This window comes from Candidatus Pelagibacter sp. HIMB1587 (assembly GCF_052047775.1).
In the GTDB taxonomy this organism is placed as follows: Bacteria; Pseudomonadota; Alphaproteobacteria; order Pelagibacterales; family Pelagibacteraceae; genus Pelagibacter.
Map to the genome: position 1 here is coordinate 349091 of NZ_JBNAJJ010000001.1, position 17571 is coordinate 366661.

Consider the following 17571-nt stretch of genomic DNA (forward strand, 5'->3'; position numbering starts at 1 on the left):
ATTATTTATTGAAACTATTTAAACACTCTGTAGCAGCACTTTGCTCAGCATTTTTTTTGGAATTGCCAATGCCAATAAAGTATTTTGTATTAGGTAATTTTACTCCTACTTTAAAAACTGGTTTGTGTCTTGGTCCTGTATTTGAGATTAATTTATATTTAGGAAGACTTTTAAATTTTTTTAATGTTTGTTCTTGTAACTTGGTTTTGGCATCAATTTCAGTAACAATGCTATCGCTAATTTTTGCTTCCCACTGATTTAAAATAAATTTTTCAACAATATTGAAACCTTTATCTAGATAAATTGCTCCTATTAAAGCTTCACAACTATCTGCAATAATTTTATCTTCAATTTTTATTTTTTTATTTCTTGGATTAAAAGTTTTTATATATTTTTCTAAATTAATTGATTTTGCAATTTCAAGACAAGATTTTTTATTAACAAGTGAAGCAAATTTTTTATCAAGTATTCCCTCTTTTTCGTTGGGATAAATTTCTAATAATTTTTTAGCCATGACGAGTCCTAGTACACGATCACCTAAAAATTCAATTTTCTCATTATTTTTAGAGGAATTAAAACTTTTATGAGTAAGAGATTGGTCTAATAAATTTTTGTTTTTAAAAACTATATTTATTTTTTTTTCAAGTTCTTGATATTTTATTTTCATTAATTAATAACATTAAAGGTTCTTTTAAATCTTATAGATTTATGCCATTTCCAAAATTCAATAAAACTTCCTATTTTTTTATCAGATGAAAAAAAAATAAATTGAGCCTTGCCAACTAAGTTATCTTTATGAACATAACCAACACTTGAAAGAAATCTGCTATCTTTAGAGCAATCTCTATTATCACCTAAAAAGAAATAATGATCATCTGGAACTGTAAAAACATCTGAATTTTGATAGGTATAATTTTTTAAATAAACTGTATGAAATTTTTTACCATTAGGTAATTTTTCCTCAAACTTTAAGACATCTATTGTGGTATCTCCACAATAAATTTTTGTTTTAATTGGGATTTTAGATTTAAGTATTTCGCTACTATTTAGATATAAATTGGCATCAATAAACTGGATTTTATCTCCTGGCAGCCCAATTAAACGTTTTATATAATCTGTTCTATTGTCAGCCGGTGTTTTAAATACAATTACATCCCCTCTTTCAGGACTTTTAAACATTATTCTTTTACTAAGTATCGGCGGACTAAAAGGGAAAGAATGTTTGCTATACCCATATGAATATTTAGTAACAAATAATCTGTCACCAACAAGTAATGTGGGTTCCATCGAGGAAGAAGGTATATAAAAGGGTTGCACTAAAAGTGATCTAATTATTATTGCGATTATCAAAGCATAAAATAAAGTTTTTATATTTTCTGAAAAAAAGTTTTTATCTAGTTTCATTATGATTGAATAATAGCAAATGCTGTTGAGTATTTTTTTTCATCAGAAATGGATAGAAAACAATTATATTTTTTAATTTTAAATTTATTTTGGATCATTTTGGTGATTTTTTTGTTTGTAACATAATTTGGTTTACCCATTTTATCGTTAACTACTTCTATATCTTTAAAGTTCAATTTCTTTCTAAATCCAGTACCCAGAGCTTTTGAAAATGCTTCTTTTGCTGCAAATCTTTTTGAAAAAAAAGCCACTTTATTCTTTATTAAGTATGATTGTCTTTGTTCTCTCACACTATAAACTCTGTTAATAAAAGATTTACTTTTTATAGCTTCTTTAATTCTTTTATTTTCAATTATATCAACTCCAATACCTAAAATTTTCATTAATTTTTAATAATTTTTTTAAAATCTTTAATTACTTTGGGTAGACCATAAAATATCGACTCACCAATAATAAAATGACCTATGTTGAATTCCTCAATTTCTCTAATTTTTGTTAAAATTTTAGTCGTTTTATAATCTAAACCATGACCCGCATGTACTTCTATATGTAGTTTAGATGCAAGTTTTGAGCTTTTTTTAATTCTATTTAATTCGCTTGAAAAATTTTTATGTGACTTAACATAATTAGCTAGTTTTCCAGTGTGAATTTCAACGCAATCCACATTTAATTTTTTTGAAAGTTTGATATCATTTAAATTGGGGTTGATAAATAAACTAGTTCTAATATTTGACTTTTTAAATTTAAAAATTATTTCTTTTAATTTTTTATAATTATCTTTTAGATTTAAACCACCTTCTGTAGTTATTTCTTTTCTATTTTCTGGAACAATACAAATGTAATTTGGTTTATATCTTAAAGCTTTTTTAATTATTTCACTATTCATTGAAACTTCAAGATTCACTAACACTTTATTCAAAGCACAAATCTCTTTAGTATCTAAATCTTTTATGTGCCTTCTATCTTCTCTCAAATGAATAGTTACTGAGTCTGCACCCAACTTTATAACTTCTTTTGCTGCAAAAACAGGATTGGGATGTTTTTCACCACGTGCATTACGTAGTGTTGCAATATGATCTATATTTACGCCTAGCCTTTTCACTTAATAAATCTACTTCCTGGGGTGGTAATGGGAATTGATTTTAGAGATTTAGGTATATTTTTAAGGTTATAGCTAGGAACATCTATTTTTAAATGAGAAACAATTTTATTTTTTATCTTCAGAGATTTTTTTGTTGATCTATTAATTATAGAAGCAAAACCAACGAGTTTTGCGTTTGATTTTTTTATAAGTTTCACACATTCCAAACTAGATTTACCAGTTGTAATCACATCTTCTATAATTAAAACCCTTGCTCCCTTTTTTATACCAAAACCTCTTCTGAGAGTAAATTTTCCATTCACCCTTTCGCAAAAAATTGTCTCTTTTTTTAAAATTTTACCAATTTCATAACCTATGATCACACCGCCCATTGCAGGAGCAAGTATTAAATCTATTTTTTTAAAATTTTTTTTAATTTTATTTGCTAATGATTTACAAATTTTGTCAGCTAAATTAGGAAAGCTTAAAAGTTTAGCACATTGAATATACTTTGGAGAGTGTAGTCCTGAGGATAAAACAAAATGTCCTTCTAATAACGCATCAGTCTTTTTTAAAATATTTAAGGATTTTTTGAGTGAAAGCATTTCTTTTTTCTTCGTGTCTAATTATCTTAAATTTTATACCTTTTTGCTTTAGCTCTGCAATAAAATTTGTAAAATTCTTAAGATTTCTGATTATTAATCTAAATTTAAAATTAATATAGTTTGGATTTTTACCCGCCATCTCTAAATTAGAAATGTTAAGTTTATGACTTCCAATTAAAGAACTTATATCACCAAGTTGACCGGGTTTATCAGGTAATGAAATCCAAAGTGTAGTGTTATATTTTTTTATTTTTTCCTCTTTTTGTTCACCTTTGTCATGCCAATATCTTCTAATAGCAGATCTTGCTTTACCTGTTTTGGTGGTAGGTATCCAATGCAGAGATGGTGAGCTATTTTTAGATGTGAGAATGTTAACCCTATCACCATTTCTTAACATTGTTTGTAATTCACAGTTATTTCCATTTACTTCACAACCAATTGCGGAATTGCCAATTTTAGTGTGAACAGCATAAGCAAAATCAATTGCTGTTGCATCTTTTGGCAATTTAATTACAGATCCTTTTGGTGTGAAGCAAAAGACATTTTCCTGAAACATTTGAAGCTTTGTATATTCATAAGAGTCCTCAGGATTTTCATTTTTTTCAATAATCTCCACTAAATCTTTTAACCAATCATACTCTTTCCAACTTAATGAATTAAATTTTTCAGAAGATTTATATTGCCAATGCGATGCAACACCTCTTTGTGCAAAGTCATGCATTTCTTTAGTTCTAATTTGAATCTCTATAGGCTTTTTATTTGAACCAATAACTGAAGTATGAATTGACTTATATCCATTTATTTTGGGCGAAGAGATGTAATCTTTAAATTTACCAGGAATACAGTTCCATTTCTTATGAAATATACCAAGAGTTTTATAACAGTCATCAATAGTATCTAGTATAATTCTAAAGCCAATGATGTCTGTTATCTGCTCTAATGAAACTCTTTTTTTTTGAACTTTTCTCCATATTGAAAATGGAGTTTTTTCTCTTCCATAAATTTCAGCATTAATTTCGTGATCATTCAATATTTCACTAAGTTCATATGATTGTTCTTCAAAAATATCTTTTCTATCTAATTTTATTTCATCAAGTCTTTTTTTTATTAATTTTCTCGCATCGTAATTTAAAATTTCAAACGATAAATCTTCAAGCTCATCACGTATTCTGTGCATACCCATTCTGTCTGCCAATGGAGCATAAATTTCCATTGTTTCTTGAGCAATCCTTTGTCTTTTTTCAACTTTAGTAATTGCTTTAATCGTTCTCATGTTGTGCAATCTGTCTGCAATTTTTACTAATAAAACTCTAATATCTTTTGATGTTGCTAAAATTAATTTTCTAAAGTTTTCTACTTTAGAATTTGATCCAGCTGTATTTTCAAAAACAGATATTTTAGTGACACCATCTACTAAGTCAGCAACCTCATCACCAAATTCAGCTTTTATTGTTTCATAAGTTGCAAAGGTATCTTCAATAGTGTCATGCAATAACCCAGTGGCAATTGTAGCACTGTCTAATTTTAACTCTGTTAAAATATTTGCAACTTCAATTGGATGTACAGAGTAAGGATCACCGGAAGCTCTTTTTTGACTCTTATGGGCCTTTACAGCAAAATTATAAGCTTTATCTAATTTTTCAGGATTTAAAAATTTATTATAATTTTTAACTTTATTAATTAGTTCATTAGAATTTAGCATAACCCTATTATAACATTAATTTAAATTTGTTTAATAGACCTAATGTCTGCTTGAGAGAGTGAAGAAATCAAGCTTTTAAGATCTTTTTTAATAATTGGATGATGCCATTCTTTTTGAATTTCAAAAAAAGGGATGAGTACAAAATTTCTTTTATGCATAAGTTTATGAGGCAAAGTTAATTTGTTTTTTACTTTTAAAATCTTTTTATTAAAATCAATAATGTCAATATCACAAATACGTGGATCATTTTTTTTACCTTTTTTTCTTCCTGATAAAATTTCAATTTTCTTACATATTTTAAGGAGACTTTCAGGATCAAAACAAAACTTTGCCTTGATAACTACATTTAAAAATTTAGGTTTTTTGGGGTCCGGCCAAGAAGGTGTTTCATAAAAACTTGAGATAGATAAAAAATCTAGATTATTTTCGCTTAAATGAGATTTTGCAATTTCTATATTTTTTTTTCTATCACCCAAATTAGAGCCAATACCTAAGTAAACAATTTTAGCTTGATTTTCTGATATATCTTGCCTTTTCACGGTTCCAGTCTCTGCTCTTTTTTGTTGCTCTTTTATCGTATTGCTTCTTTCCTTTAGCAACTGCTAATTCAATTTTGGCCTTTCCTTTTTTAAAATACATTTTTGTTGGAACAATAGTAAAGCCATCTCTTTGCATTTTTCCAATTAATTTGTTTATTTCTCTTTTATTTAGTAGCAACTTTCTTTCATCGGTTGGGTTATGATTGGAATAACTTGCTTGTTTGTAAGGTGAAATATGAGAATTAATTAAAATTATTTCTCCATTTTTTTCAACTGCATAAGAGTCTGCTATATTAACTTTTCCATCTCTTACTGATTTAATTTCAGAACCTTTAAGAACAATTCCTGCTTCTAAAATATCCTCAAAAAAATAATTAAAACTAGCTTTCCTATTTAAACAAATTATTTTTAAACCAGAATTGGTTTTTTTGTTCATTAAATCAATTTTGCTGACTGAAGAGACTTTTTAACAATTTCCTTAGTTTGTTCGGTAACTTTTACCAGAGGTAATCTAACATCATCTTCGCATAGTTTTAATAATTTAGCAGCATATTTTACTGGACTAGGATTACTTTCAACAAACATTGAATGATGAATTGGCTGTAAAATTTTATCTAATTTTTCAGCTTCATCAATATCATTTTCAGATTTAGAAAATTTTTGAAAATCTGAACAAAGTTTTGGTGCAATGTTTGCTGTTACACTTATTGCACCTACTCCTCCTCTTTTATTAAATTCTAGCGCATTGTCATCATTACCAGTCAATTGAACAAACTCTTTACCCATTTTTGATAACTGTTGATCTACCCTATCCAAATCTCCAGTGGCATCTTTTACACCAACTATATTTTTTAACTCGAACAGTCTTGCCATTGTATCAACATTCATATCAATAACTGATCTACCTGGTATATTGTAAATTATTATTGGTATCCCGCATTTGTCATTTATAGCTTTATAATGCTGGTACAAACCTTCTTGAGTAGGTTTATTATAATAAGGTGTAACGATTAGAGCACCATTTGCACCTGCCTTTTCAGCGTGTGAAGTTAAAGAAATAGCTTCCTCAGTAGAATTTGAACCTGTTCCAGCTATAACTGGAATTTTTCCATTACTTTCTTTTATGCAGAGATCAATTACTTTTTGATGTTCATCATGACTTAATGTTGGGGATTCTCCTGTTGTACCAGCAGGTACAAGCCCATTAGTTCCATTTTCAATATGAAAATGTATTAATTTAATATACGCCTCCTCATCTAAGAGATTGTTTTTAAACGGCGTAATTAAAGCAACATTTGATCCTTTGAACATAAATACTTATAACATAGTTTAAAGATTCATATACCAAAAGATTATGATTAAAAAATTATTATTTTTAATAATAACTTCCTTGATTAGCTTTAATTTCAGTTGGGCACAGATTGTTCCTTTAAAAAAACCATCGCTAACCTCTGAAGAATTAAACAAAAAAATAATATTAAATACAATCAAACCTCTAAAAAAACCGTCAAAAGTTAAAGTTGAGAAAAAGGTAACTAAAAAAGAAACTAAACTTAGTTTTCTTTTACCTAAAAAAAAGCCAGTTATAAGCGGGTTAATCAATTCAGGAACAGTAAAAATTTCTAAATTTTATAATAAAAAAGATTTTGGGATTGCAAAAAAAGCTATTGGCGAAATGCAAAAAGGTCAGTGGAAATCTGCAATTAACATCTCAAAAAAAGCTAAAGATAGATCTATATATAATTTTATAAAGTGGAGACATTTATTAACAACAGGTAATCAAGAGTCATTTTTTGATTACCAAGTCTTTATCGAGGAAAATTCAGATTATCCAAGAATAGATAGATTGAGATATTTGGCTGAGCATAAACTTTCTACGGAAAAAGTTTCTCCAAGAAAAATCATCAATTGGTTTTCAAAAAATGAACCTTTAAGTGGATATGGTAAGATGATTTTAGGTGAAAGTCATATTTTATCAGGAGATAAAGCAAAAGGTATTGCTCTAATTAAAAATGGATGGATTTCCGCAGATTTATCAAAAAGTGAGTTAAGGTTTTTCAGAAAAAAATATAAAAAATATCTTGATGCAAATGACTATATTAAAAGAGCTGATCATCTTGCATGGAATAGTGATCATTGGGATTTAAAAAGATTAATCAGATATTTACCTAAAGACTATGAATTGCTCTATACTGCAAGACATATTTTGATGACCAAGGGATACGGAGTAGATCAAGCAATCAAAAATGTTCCAAACAAATTTAAAAATGATGCTGGATTAAACTATGATCGTTTAAAGTGGAGGAGAAAAAAGGGACGATTGGAGTCTTCTACTGAAATTTTGCTCAAGATAAGAAATGATAAAGATTATTTAGTTAGACCTGACAAATGGTGGAAAGAAAGAGAAATCATTTCTCGAAAGTTAATTTACAAAAAACAATATGAACTAGCTTATAAAATTAGTAGCAATCACGGAATGTCTGAAGGGTCTGAATTTGCAGAGGCAGAATGGATGAGTGGTTGGATAGCACTAAGTTTTTTAAATGATCCACTTCTTGCTAAAGATCATTTTAAAAACTTTTTTGATAATGTTAATTATCCAATAAGTGTTTCTAGGGGCGCATATTGGTTAGGTAGATCATATGAAAAACTAAAAAATAAGGATCAATCGGAAAAATGGTATAAAGAGGCAACAAAATATTTAACTACATATTATGGACAACTAGCATTTTTAAAAATTAATCCTAATGGAAAATTTGAACTTGATAAAACAATGTTGGTTGAAGATGAATATAGAAAAGCTTTTTTTAATAAAGAATTAGTAAAAATCACACATCTTTTACATGAGTTAGATAAAGACAAGTATACAAAATTTATCTTAAGACATCTTGCTAATGATAACGTTTCTGAAGGCAGTGAACTTTTAGCTGCTGAACTTGCTACCAGTATCAGTAGATATGATTTTGCTATACAAGTATCAAAAATTGCCTCTTATCAAAAAAGATTTCATAACAAATACAATTATCCGTTAATAAGCACACCTAAATACATTAATGGAAGAAAGATTCCTGAAAGTGCATTAATTTTATCAATTATAAGACAAGAAAGTGAATTTGATTTAAAAGCAAATAGTCATGCAGGTGCAAAAGGTTTAATGCAATTAATGCCTTACACAGCAAAATTAGTTGCTAAACAAGCAAAGCTTCCTTATGCAAAATCTCGATTAACAACTGATCCAGAGTACAATATAAATTTGGGATCTCATTATATTGCCGGTTTAATTCAGCAATATGATGGTGCTTACCCATTTGCAATAGCTGCATACAATGCTGGTCCAAATAGAGTCAAATATTGGAAAAAATTAAATAAGGATCCACAAAAAAAACAGATAAATTATGTTGATTGGGTTGAGCTAATTAAATTTAGAGAAACTAGAAACTATGTTCAGCGTGTATTGGAAAATTATAATGTGTACAGATATGTACTTGAACAAAATCCAATAGTAATGAAAGATTTTTTTAAAGATCAGCCTTTATATTAGTGGCGGAGAGAGAGGGATTCGAACCCTCGGTACAAGTTTCCTCGCACGGTCATTTAGCAAACGACTGGTTTCAGCCTCTCACCCATCTCTCCGTATGACATTGTGTAATAAGTGATTTTATTGAAAATTCAATATTTATAAAGTAATTATTCAATTATTATGGGAAATAAATACTCAGTATTTTCATTAATCAAAAACGCTCTTTCATATCATGAGAATTGGCAAAGAGCATGGAAAGACCCTGCTCCAAAAAAGGAGTATGATGCTGTTATAGTTGGTGGAGGTGGTCACGGTCTAGCAACAGCATACTATTTAGCAAAAAAACACAATATGAAAAATATTGCCGTTGTTGAAAAAGGATGGATTGGTGGAGGAAACACTGGTCGTAACACTACAATTATTAGATCTAATTATTTATGGGACGCTAGTGCTGGACTTTATGATCACGCGTTAAAAATTTGGGAAGGATTATCTCAAGAGTTAAACTACAATGTAATGTTTAGTCAAAGAGGTGTAATGAATCTTGCTCATAATTTGCAAGATGTAAGAGATTTAAAAAGAAGAACACATGCAAATAGACTAAATGGAATTGATGCCGTTTATTTGAGTACAGAAGAAGTTAAAAAGTTTTGTCCAATTATAAATACATCTCAAGATATAAGATATCCTGTACTTGGTGGTACATTACAAAGAAGAGCTGGTACAGCAAGACATGATGCTGTTGCCTGGGGTTATGCTAGAGGTGCTGATGAAATGGGTGTTGATATAATTCAAAATTGTGAAGTAAAAGGTATAAAAAGAAATGGTGATAGTGTTGAAGGTTTAGAAACAACAAAAGGATTTATTAAAACAAAAAAAATTGGAGTTGTAGCAGCTGGACATTCAAGTGTGATCGCTAATATGGCTGGAATAAGACTTCCTCTAGAAAGCAAACCTCTTCAAGCACTAGTATCCGAACCTGTGAAACCAATTATAGACACCGTTGTTATGTCAAACGCTGTACACGCTTATGTAAGTCAATCTGATAAAGGTGAATTAGTTATTGGCGCTGGAACAGATGATTATGTTTCATATACTCAAAAAGGAAGTCATCAAATAGTTGAAGGTACTCTAAATGCTATTTTAGAATTGTATCCAATTTTTAGTCGTATGAGAATGTTAAGACAATGGGGAGGAATTGTGGATATATGTCCTGATGCAAGTCCAATATTAAGTAAAACTTCTATCAAAGGACTTTATTTTAATTGTGGTTGGGGTACAGGAGGTTTTAAAGCTACACCTGGATCAGGAGATTTGTTTGCACATACCATTGCTAATGATGAGCCACATAAACTCAACGCAGCATTTAATTTAAATAGATTTGTAAGTGGAGACCTTGTTGATGAACATGGTGCTGCAGCAGTTGCTCACTAATGTTTGTTATTAATTGTCCATATTGTGGTGAGAGAGATCAGCAGGAATTTAAAGCTGGTGGTGAAGCTCATATTGAAAGACCAAAACAATCGACAGAACTTAGTGATGATGAATGGGCAGAGTATTTATTTATGAGAAAAAATATTAAAGGTGTTCAATATGAAAGATGGAATCATGCTCATGGATGTCGTAAATGGTTTAATATGATTAGAGACACTTCGAATGATGAGATTAAAGCAATCTATAAAATGGGAGAAAAACCCCCTTCGATATAAAATAAATGTCAGAAAATTTAAGAGTTAAATCTAGTCAATATATTGATGAAACAACAAGAGTTTCGTTTAAATTTAATGGTAAAACTTATTATGGATTTAAGGGAGACACACTTGCTTCTGCTTTATTAGCAAATAATGTTCATTTAGTAGGTAGGAGTTTTAAATACCATAGACCAAGAGGTATAATGACCTCAGGTTCTGAGGAGCCCAATGCAATTGTTCAAATTAATCCCAATACTAATAGAACTGAACCAAATGTTAGGGCAACTGAAGTTGAAATATATGAAGGAATGGAGGCATCAAGTCAAAATTGCTGGCCAAGTGTAAACTTTGATATTGGTGGAATAAATAATTTTTTATCACCCTTACTTCCTGCAGGATTTTATTACAAAACATTTATGTGGCCTGCAAGCTTCTGGGAAAAATATGAATACTTTATAAGACACTCAGCAGGACTGGGGAAATCACCAACATCAAACGATCCTGACATTTACGATCACAGAAATATTCATTGTGATGTTCTTGTAGTTGGCGCAGGTATATCTGGAATTCTAGCAGCTAAAAATGCTGCAAAGAATAACTACAAAACTTTACTTTTAGATGAAAAAAATGAATTGGGAGGATCAACTATTTATGAAAACAATGAAAGTAATAAAATTGATAACAAAATTTCATCTGAATGGTTAAAAAAAGAAATTGAAGAACTTAAAAATATTAAAAATTTAGAAATAAAAACTAGAACAAGTGTTGCTGCCTACCATCAATATAATTATTTGCTAGCAAGAGAGAACTTAACAGATCATTTAGAAAAAAAAGATAAGACAAATAAAATTAGACAAAGGTTACTTAAAATAAGAGCAAAGAAAGTAATTTTGGCAACAGGTGCTTTGGAAAGACCGATGATATTTAATAATAATGATAGACCTGGAATAATGCTTTCTTCTGCAATTAAAAAATATAGTGATTTTTATGGTGTAGCCTGTGGTAGGAAGATTGTATTTTTAACAAATAATGACAGTGCATATGAAAGTGCACTTTCATTAAACGACAAAGGTATCAAAGTTGAAGCAATAGTTGATATTAGAAAGCAATCGGAAACAAATTTAGAAAAAAAAGTTATTGATGCAGGTGTAAAAATATATTGGGAACATACAGTTGTTGATACTTCTGGTTATAAAAGATTAAACAGTGTCTCAATAATGAAACTATCAAATGATGGAACTTCAGTAACTGGAAATAAGATTTCTATTTCATGTGATTGTTTAGGGGTTGCTGGTGGATGGACTCCAGCTGTTCACCTATATACTCAGTCAGGTAGAAAACTTACTTTTGATGAGGATAAAAAAATATTTATTCCAAATAAAAATAATTCAGATCAAATAAGTGTTGGATCTTGTTGTGGTGATTTTAAGCTTGATGAAATACTTCAAAACTTAAATGAAAAACTAAAAGATTTTTTAGATATAAATAAAACAGATTTTGAAAATATTACTGTTAATAACGACCTAGAGATTTCAAAAAGAAATATATGGTTATTACCGTCTGATAAAGCTTTAGGCAAAACTAAGCCTTTTGTTGATTATCAAAATGATGCAACTGCAAAAGATATAAAATTAGCACTAAGAGAAGGTTTCAGATCTATCGAACATGTCAAAAGATATACAACGACTGGGATGGGAACTGATCAAGGAAAATTAGGAAATATGCATGCTTTGGGAATAATAGCAGATACAGCAGGTGTTAAGATGGGAGAACTTGGAACGACTACTTTTAGACCTCCTTATACCCCTTTAACATTTGGAACAATTGTAGGACGTAATGTTGGTAAGTTTTTTGATATTTTTAGAAGAACACCTATGAATGATTGGCATGTTGAACAAAAAGCAGAATTTGAAAATGTTGGTCAATGGAAAAGAGCTTGGTACTACCCTATCAATGGCGAAACTATGCACCAAGCAGTTCAAAGAGAAAGCAAAGCTGCAAGAGAAAGTTCAGGAATATTGGATGCGTCCACACTTGGTAAGATTGATATACAAGGAAGTGATGCCTCAGAGTTTTTAAATAGAGTTTATACAAATGCATGGTCAAAACTTGGCATTGGTAAATGTAGATATGGTTTAATGTTAAATGAAGATGGTATGGTATATGACGATGGTGTTACTACAAGATTAGGTGAAAATCACTATCTAATGACAACAACAACTGGTGGGGCAGCAAATGTTCTTGGAAAATTAGAGGATTACCTTCAAACTGAATGGCCAGAATTAGATGTATATTTAACTTCAGTTACAGATCAATTTGCTACAGCAAGTTTGTGTGGCCCTAATAGCAAAAAAATTCTTAAAAAAATTATTCCTGATTTAGATTTGTCTGATGAAAATTTTCCACACATGTCTTTTAAAGAAGCGAAAATCGGAAGTATTGTTTGCAGAATTATGAGAATAAGTTTCACAGGTGAGCAAAGTTTTGAAATTAATGTGCAAGCAAGTTATGGAAAAGATCTATGGGAGAAATGTATAGAGGCTGGTAAAGAATTTAATATTACTCCTTATGGTACAGAAACGATGCATTTACTAAGAGCTGAAAAAGGTTTTATTATTGTTGGCCAAGATACAGACGGAACAATGACACCAATAGATTTACAGATGGATTGGATTGTTAGTAAAAAGAAATATGATTTTATTGGCAAAAGATCTCTTTACAGATCAGATACTATGAGAGAAGACAGAAAACAATTGGTGGGATTATTAACAGATGACCCTAAAGTTGTATTAGAGGAAGGAGCACAAATTGTTTCTGAACTAAATAAAAGTCCTGTTGAAATGCTTGGTCATGTAACATCAAGTTACTTTAGCCCTAATTTAAATAAATCTATAGCCCTAGCTGTTGTCAGAGGTGGGAAAGATATGATGGGTAAAAAACTATTTATCCCTATGGAAGATAAAACAATTAATGTAACTGTTTCAAATCCAGTATTTTTTGATCAAACTAATGAAAGATTAAATGCTTAGTTATAATCAAGTAACAAATAGTGAAATTAATAACAACGGTGTGTCCATAAAAGAAATTGCACCAATAATGAAATTAAATTTAAGAGGCAAAACAAGAGAATTTTTTACAAATGTAGGAAAAACTTTAAATATGATTTTGCCAACAGAAGCAAATACATCCTCATCTAGTGATAAGCTTACTGCGATATGGTTAAGTCCAGATGAATGGATGATTGTATCAAATGAGACTACTAGCAAAGAAACCAATACATGCCAATTAAATGATATATTATTTAACAATATTTCAAAAACATCATTAGGAGCAGTAACTGATGTAACTGACCAATTTGTTCAATTAGAGATAAAAGGTGAAAAAATATATGAACTTTTTTCCTCAGGATGTCCTTTTAATTTTAACTTATTTCGTGAAAAAAAAGGGTCAACTACTCAAACTTTGCTAAATCACATAGATGTTATTATTCACAATAAAGACAAAAATTTTGTTAATTTATTTGTCAGAAGATCATTTGCTAAACACCTTTGGGAATGGATGGAAGACAGTTCTTCAAGACTATAAAGATTAATTTTTTCGCCTATAATCCCATGGCATTTCAAATTTACCTTGCCAAATGCCTAATTTATTATTTTTGGCATTAATTTCATCAGTTACATATTTTTTAGAATACTTTCTATATGCTACTGCATAACCATTTGAAACCATCCAAGAATTTAAATTTATATTTCTTTTAAAACACTCTCCTATTAACCTTTTATACCTGTCAACATCTAAAATATTACAATTTAATTTTTGTTTATTAATTTTTTTAATTAACTTTTGAGTAGATACTTCTCCACACATATAATCTTTAGTAAAAGACATAAAAGATATTGTTAAATAAGTTTTTTTACATTTTTGTTTTTTTTCAGGTGCATCAATACCGTATAATCTAATTTTTTTTGAATTGATTTTAATTGTATCTCCATCAACAACTTTAGCAAAACCCGATATTTTTTTTATATTTTCAGATCTTACATCGTTGTATGTAAGTATAAAAAATATAGATGAAATAATTATCAAAATTATCAATTTCTTTTTTGTATAAAACATTAGCCAGTAGTTAATTTATTGTTAATATAATATTTAACATAAAAGAATAGTAAGATTGATATTAACCATTGCAATATTGCCCAGATATAAAAAAAAGTTTTAAAGTCTGCATCAATAGAACGTGCTATATAATAAGATAAAAATGGAACCAAAACGTTCCTTAATATATTGTTAATCATTGCTTTCTCAGATTTTTTTAAAGCCATAAAAAAACCATTTGATAGAAAAAAAATTGGGTACGCTGGTAAGATAAATGCAGAAATTTTTAAATATATTGACCCATATTCAACAACTTCCGCATTAGATGAGAAAAATTTTGGCATTAGATCTGCAGTTACAAATACTAAAACTCCAGACGCTAGCATTATAATTAAGCCGTATTTTACTGATGTAAAATAAGATTGTTTTACTCTTTCATAATATTTCGCACCTATATTCTGTGCAATAATTGATATTATTGCTGTATTTATCCCCAATACAGGCAGTAAGACAACCTGCTCTATCCTTGTTGCTGCTCCATAACCAGCTACGGCATATTCTCCTGTAAATGCAACATAGGTAAATACAATCGTTGCAGCAATTGAGTAACCAAGAATAGCTATTGTAATTGGCATTGATTGGAAAAAAATATTTTTAATGTAGAAGAATTTGATCTTAAAATTTTGAAAAGTGATCTCTTTAATACGTTTATTTTTTAACAATTTAATTAAAACGATTATTAGAGAAAGAAATTGGGCAATCAAAGTTGCATAACCTATGCCCGCTACACCAAAGGCTGGGATAAACAAAAATCCAAATATAAATATTGGATTTAATAAAATGTTTAAAAAAAAAGATAATATAAGAGCATTTCTATATGTAACTGTATCTCCCTCAGCATGAAGAAATGAATTTAAAGCAACAACCAGAATAAAGAGAATAGTTCCATAAAATATTACATTAGTATACTCAAGGCCAAGAGTAATTACCTCTCTTGATGAATTCATAGTTAAAAATAATTTTTCAGAAAAACTAAATCCAATTATTGATACAATTATTGAAATTATTACTGAATAAAGAATGATATTTGTAAAATAACCTAATACATTTTTTTCATTTTTTTCCCCAATACTACTACCAATTAATGAAGTCCCAGCAACAGTGACACCAATAGACGTGGCAATAATTAGAAAGTAGATTGGAAAGGATTTGCTTAATGCAGATAAAGCTTCTGGCGAAATTTTCCCAGCATAAAAAGTATCAACTAACGTGTATAATGTTTGAAATAATGTCCCAACACTTGCTGGTATAGCAAGTTTTTTTATAAGTTGAGAGACGTCATCTTTTAATAAATTCATTTCTTTAAACTAAAAATATTTTAATATTCTTTTTGAAAGATATGACTTTTTCCAGTTTTTTTGGCAAGGTTAATTTGTTTTTGTCTCATTCTAAATCTCGATTTTTGATCATTTGTTAAATTATCGTGACAATTTGGACAAGAAACCCCTTCTTCATATTTTTTAGATTTTTTATCTTTTAAAGAAATAGGTTTTCTACAACCACTACACATTGAGTAAGAACCTATTTTCAAACCATGCTTTAAACTAATTCTGTTGTCAAAGACGAAGCACTCACCCTTCCATAAACTTTTTTTTGGGTCTGTTTTTTTTAAATAGTTTAAAATACCACCCTTTAGTTGATAGACATTATTGTAACCTTTATTTTCCAAAAAAACTGACGCTTTTTCACACCTAATACCTCCAGTACAAAACATAGCAATAGGTTGATTTTTTTTTAATTTTTTAAGATATTTTGGAAAATCTCGAAAATTATCTACATCTGGATTAATTGAACCTTTAAAAGTTCCAACTTTATATTCAAAAGGTTTTCTAGCATCGATTAAAACTGTTTTTTTGTCTTTTATTAATGAGTTCCACTTTTGCGGGTTAACATGACTATCTTTTTTTTTAATTCTCTTTTTTAAACTTAAATTCATTGGAACCACTTCCTTTTTGATTTTTACTTTTGGTTTATGAAACGGCTGAAAAGAGCTTTTTGAATTATTAATGCTATCAAATTTTTCAAATTTAAATAATTTGTGTAAATAATCTTTAATCAATTTAATATCTTTATTTTTTCCAGAAATAGTTCCATTTAACCCTTCATTTGAAATAATAATTGTTCCACGTATGTTTTTATTTAATAATTGATTGTGAAGTTTTTTCTGATTTTTCTTTAAATAAGAAATTTTAATAAACTTATAAAATCCAAATACTTCAAACATTATAATTTTCTACAAACTGTCATACCATCACCTAATGGGACTATAATTTTTTCAACTCTCTTATCTTTAGAAAGATAATTATTAAAATCTTTAATAGTTAAAGTGATTTTATCATCACTATTTTCATCGACAACTTGACCATACCATAGAACATTATCAATTATTATTAAGCCATTTGTCTTTAATAAAATTAAAGATTTTTCGTAATATTCTTTATAATTTTTCTTATCAGCATCAATAAAAATTAAATCAAAATCATTTTCTTTTATTTCATTCAAACTTTCTAAAGCAGGTTTAATTATTGTTTTAATTTTATGACCTTGTTTTGCTTTTTCAAAAAATTTTATTGCAATTTCGTTAGTTTCTTGATTTTTGTCCAAAGCAATAATTCTACCATCTTCTGGTAAAGCAAGAGACATTGACAAAGCACTTAAGCCCGTAAAAGTTCCAATCTCTAGTATTTTTCTAACATTAGATGTTTTTACTATTAAGTGTAAAAATTGAGATTGTGAGATAGATATTTGCATCCTTTTAATGTCTCCCAGAGACTCATTATAAGAAATAATTTCTTTTTGAACTGAATGAAGATCTAGTCCATTATTTAAAATATACTCTTGAATTTTGTTGCTAATTTTTAGGTCTGAGCCCAT

The 17571-nt window shown here is 28.9% G+C and carries 18 protein-coding genes and 1 tRNA gene; 5 read left to right on the forward strand and 14 right to left on the reverse strand.

All coding sequences use genetic code 11. The annotated features are described in order from the left end of the window. Position 1: 1 nt before the first annotated feature. Genes rnc through dapA form a run of 9 tightly spaced genes read right to left on the reverse strand, consistent with a single transcriptional unit; the run spans position 2 to position 6642 of the window. Positions 2-667 (reverse strand): ribonuclease III, encoded by a 666-nt coding sequence (gene rnc / locus ACTTBE_RS01960; protein ID WP_440676938.1) that lies wholly within the window; start codon positions 665-667, stop codon positions 2-4. Continuing rightward, positions 667-1404: a signal peptidase I gene (lepB, locus tag ACTTBE_RS01965; protein ID WP_440676939.1), complete on the reverse strand. Its 738-nt coding sequence runs from the start codon at positions 1402-1404 to the stop codon at positions 667-669. The genes rnc and lepB overlap by 1 nt, the downstream gene beginning before the upstream one ends. Then, positions 1404-1787, reverse strand: coding sequence for a holo-ACP synthase (acpS, locus tag ACTTBE_RS01970; protein WP_440676940.1), 384 nt, complete (start codon positions 1785-1787; stop codon positions 1404-1406). Before acpS ends, lepB begins: the two co-directional genes overlap by 1 nt. Then, complete coding sequence (locus ACTTBE_RS01975) at positions 1787-2506, reverse strand: pyridoxine 5'-phosphate synthase (RefSeq protein ID WP_440676941.1); 720 nt, start codon at positions 2504-2506, stop codon at positions 1787-1789. Before ACTTBE_RS01975 ends, acpS begins: the two co-directional genes overlap by 1 nt. Next, positions 2503-3090 carry an orotate phosphoribosyltransferase gene (gene pyrE / locus ACTTBE_RS01980; protein WP_440676942.1) on the reverse strand — a complete coding sequence of 196 codons (588 nt, stop codon included), beginning with the start codon at positions 3088-3090 and terminating at the stop codon, positions 2503-2505. The genes ACTTBE_RS01975 and pyrE overlap by 4 nt, the downstream gene beginning before the upstream one ends. Next, positions 3047-4792, reverse strand: a complete 1746-nt coding sequence (locus tag ACTTBE_RS01985) for a RelA/SpoT family protein (RefSeq protein WP_440676943.1) — start codon at positions 4790-4792, stop codon at positions 3047-3049. Before ACTTBE_RS01985 ends, pyrE begins: the two co-directional genes overlap by 44 nt. Positions 4793-4812: 20 nt before the next feature. Further along, entirely contained in the window at positions 4813-5331 is a 519-nt protein-coding gene (gene folK / locus ACTTBE_RS01990) for a 2-amino-4-hydroxy-6-hydroxymethyldihydropteridine diphosphokinase (RefSeq protein WP_440676944.1), read from the reverse strand. Then, complete coding sequence (gene smpB / locus ACTTBE_RS01995) at positions 5297-5767, reverse strand: SsrA-binding protein SmpB (protein ID WP_075506759.1); 471 nt, start codon at positions 5765-5767, stop codon at positions 5297-5299. Before smpB ends, folK begins: the two co-directional genes overlap by 35 nt. Next, positions 5767-6642, reverse strand: a complete 876-nt coding sequence (dapA, locus tag ACTTBE_RS02000) for a 4-hydroxy-tetrahydrodipicolinate synthase (RefSeq protein WP_440676945.1) — start codon at positions 6640-6642, stop codon at positions 5767-5769. Before dapA ends, smpB begins: the two co-directional genes overlap by 1 nt. A 43-nt stretch (positions 6643-6685) precedes the next feature. Here dapA and ACTTBE_RS02005 point away from each other — a divergent pair, with 43 nt between their 5' ends. Next, complete coding sequence (locus ACTTBE_RS02005) at positions 6686-8872, forward strand: lytic transglycosylase domain-containing protein (protein WP_440676946.1); 2187 nt, start codon at positions 6686-6688, stop codon at positions 8870-8872. Here the strand turns inward: ACTTBE_RS02005 and ACTTBE_RS02010 are convergent. Next, positions 8873-8964 (reverse strand) — tRNA-Ser (locus ACTTBE_RS02010). Positions 8965-9031: 67 nt separating this feature from the next. Here ACTTBE_RS02010 and ACTTBE_RS02015 point away from each other — a divergent pair. The 4 genes from ACTTBE_RS02015 to ACTTBE_RS02030 are packed head-to-tail and all read left to right on the forward strand — an operon-like array spanning position 9032 to position 14127. Continuing rightward, the gene (locus tag ACTTBE_RS02015) at positions 9032-10285 is read left to right on the forward strand and encodes a sarcosine oxidase subunit beta family protein (protein WP_440676947.1); all 1254 of its coding nucleotides are present in this window, start codon (positions 9032-9034) and stop codon (positions 10283-10285) included. Next, complete coding sequence (locus tag ACTTBE_RS02020) at positions 10285-10560, forward strand: sarcosine oxidase subunit delta (protein WP_440676948.1); 276 nt, start codon at positions 10285-10287, stop codon at positions 10558-10560. The genes ACTTBE_RS02015 and ACTTBE_RS02020 overlap by 1 nt, the downstream gene beginning before the upstream one ends. A gap of 5 nt (positions 10561-10565) precedes the next feature. After that, positions 10566-13571 carry a sarcosine oxidase subunit alpha family protein gene (locus ACTTBE_RS02025; protein WP_440676949.1) on the forward strand — a complete coding sequence of 1002 codons (3006 nt, stop codon included), beginning with the start codon at positions 10566-10568 and terminating at the stop codon, positions 13569-13571. Next, positions 13564-14127 carry a sarcosine oxidase subunit gamma gene (locus ACTTBE_RS02030; RefSeq protein ID WP_440676950.1) on the forward strand — a complete coding sequence of 188 codons (564 nt, stop codon included), beginning with the start codon at positions 13564-13566 and terminating at the stop codon, positions 14125-14127. Before ACTTBE_RS02025 ends, ACTTBE_RS02030 begins: the two co-directional genes overlap by 8 nt. A 3-nt stretch (positions 14128-14130) precedes the next feature. On the opposite strand, the gene ACTTBE_RS02035 is transcribed toward ACTTBE_RS02030, so the two are convergent. The 4 genes from ACTTBE_RS02035 to ACTTBE_RS02050 are packed head-to-tail and all read right to left on the reverse strand — an operon-like array spanning position 14131 to position 17571. Further along, complete coding sequence (locus ACTTBE_RS02035) at positions 14131-14658, reverse strand: thermonuclease family protein (RefSeq protein ID WP_440676951.1); 528 nt, start codon at positions 14656-14658, stop codon at positions 14131-14133. Further along, positions 14658-15995: an MATE family efflux transporter gene (locus ACTTBE_RS02040; RefSeq protein WP_440676952.1), complete on the reverse strand. Its 1338-nt coding sequence runs from the start codon at positions 15993-15995 to the stop codon at positions 14658-14660. The genes ACTTBE_RS02035 and ACTTBE_RS02040 overlap by 1 nt, the downstream gene beginning before the upstream one ends. Positions 15996-16015: 20 nt before the next feature. Next, positions 16016-16921, reverse strand: coding sequence for an oxygen-dependent tRNA uridine(34) hydroxylase TrhO (gene trhO, locus ACTTBE_RS02045; protein ID WP_440676953.1), 906 nt, complete (start codon positions 16919-16921; stop codon positions 16016-16018). Then, entirely contained in the window at positions 16921-17571 is a 651-nt protein-coding gene (locus ACTTBE_RS02050) for an O-methyltransferase (protein ID WP_440676954.1), read from the reverse strand. Before ACTTBE_RS02050 ends, trhO begins: the two co-directional genes overlap by 1 nt.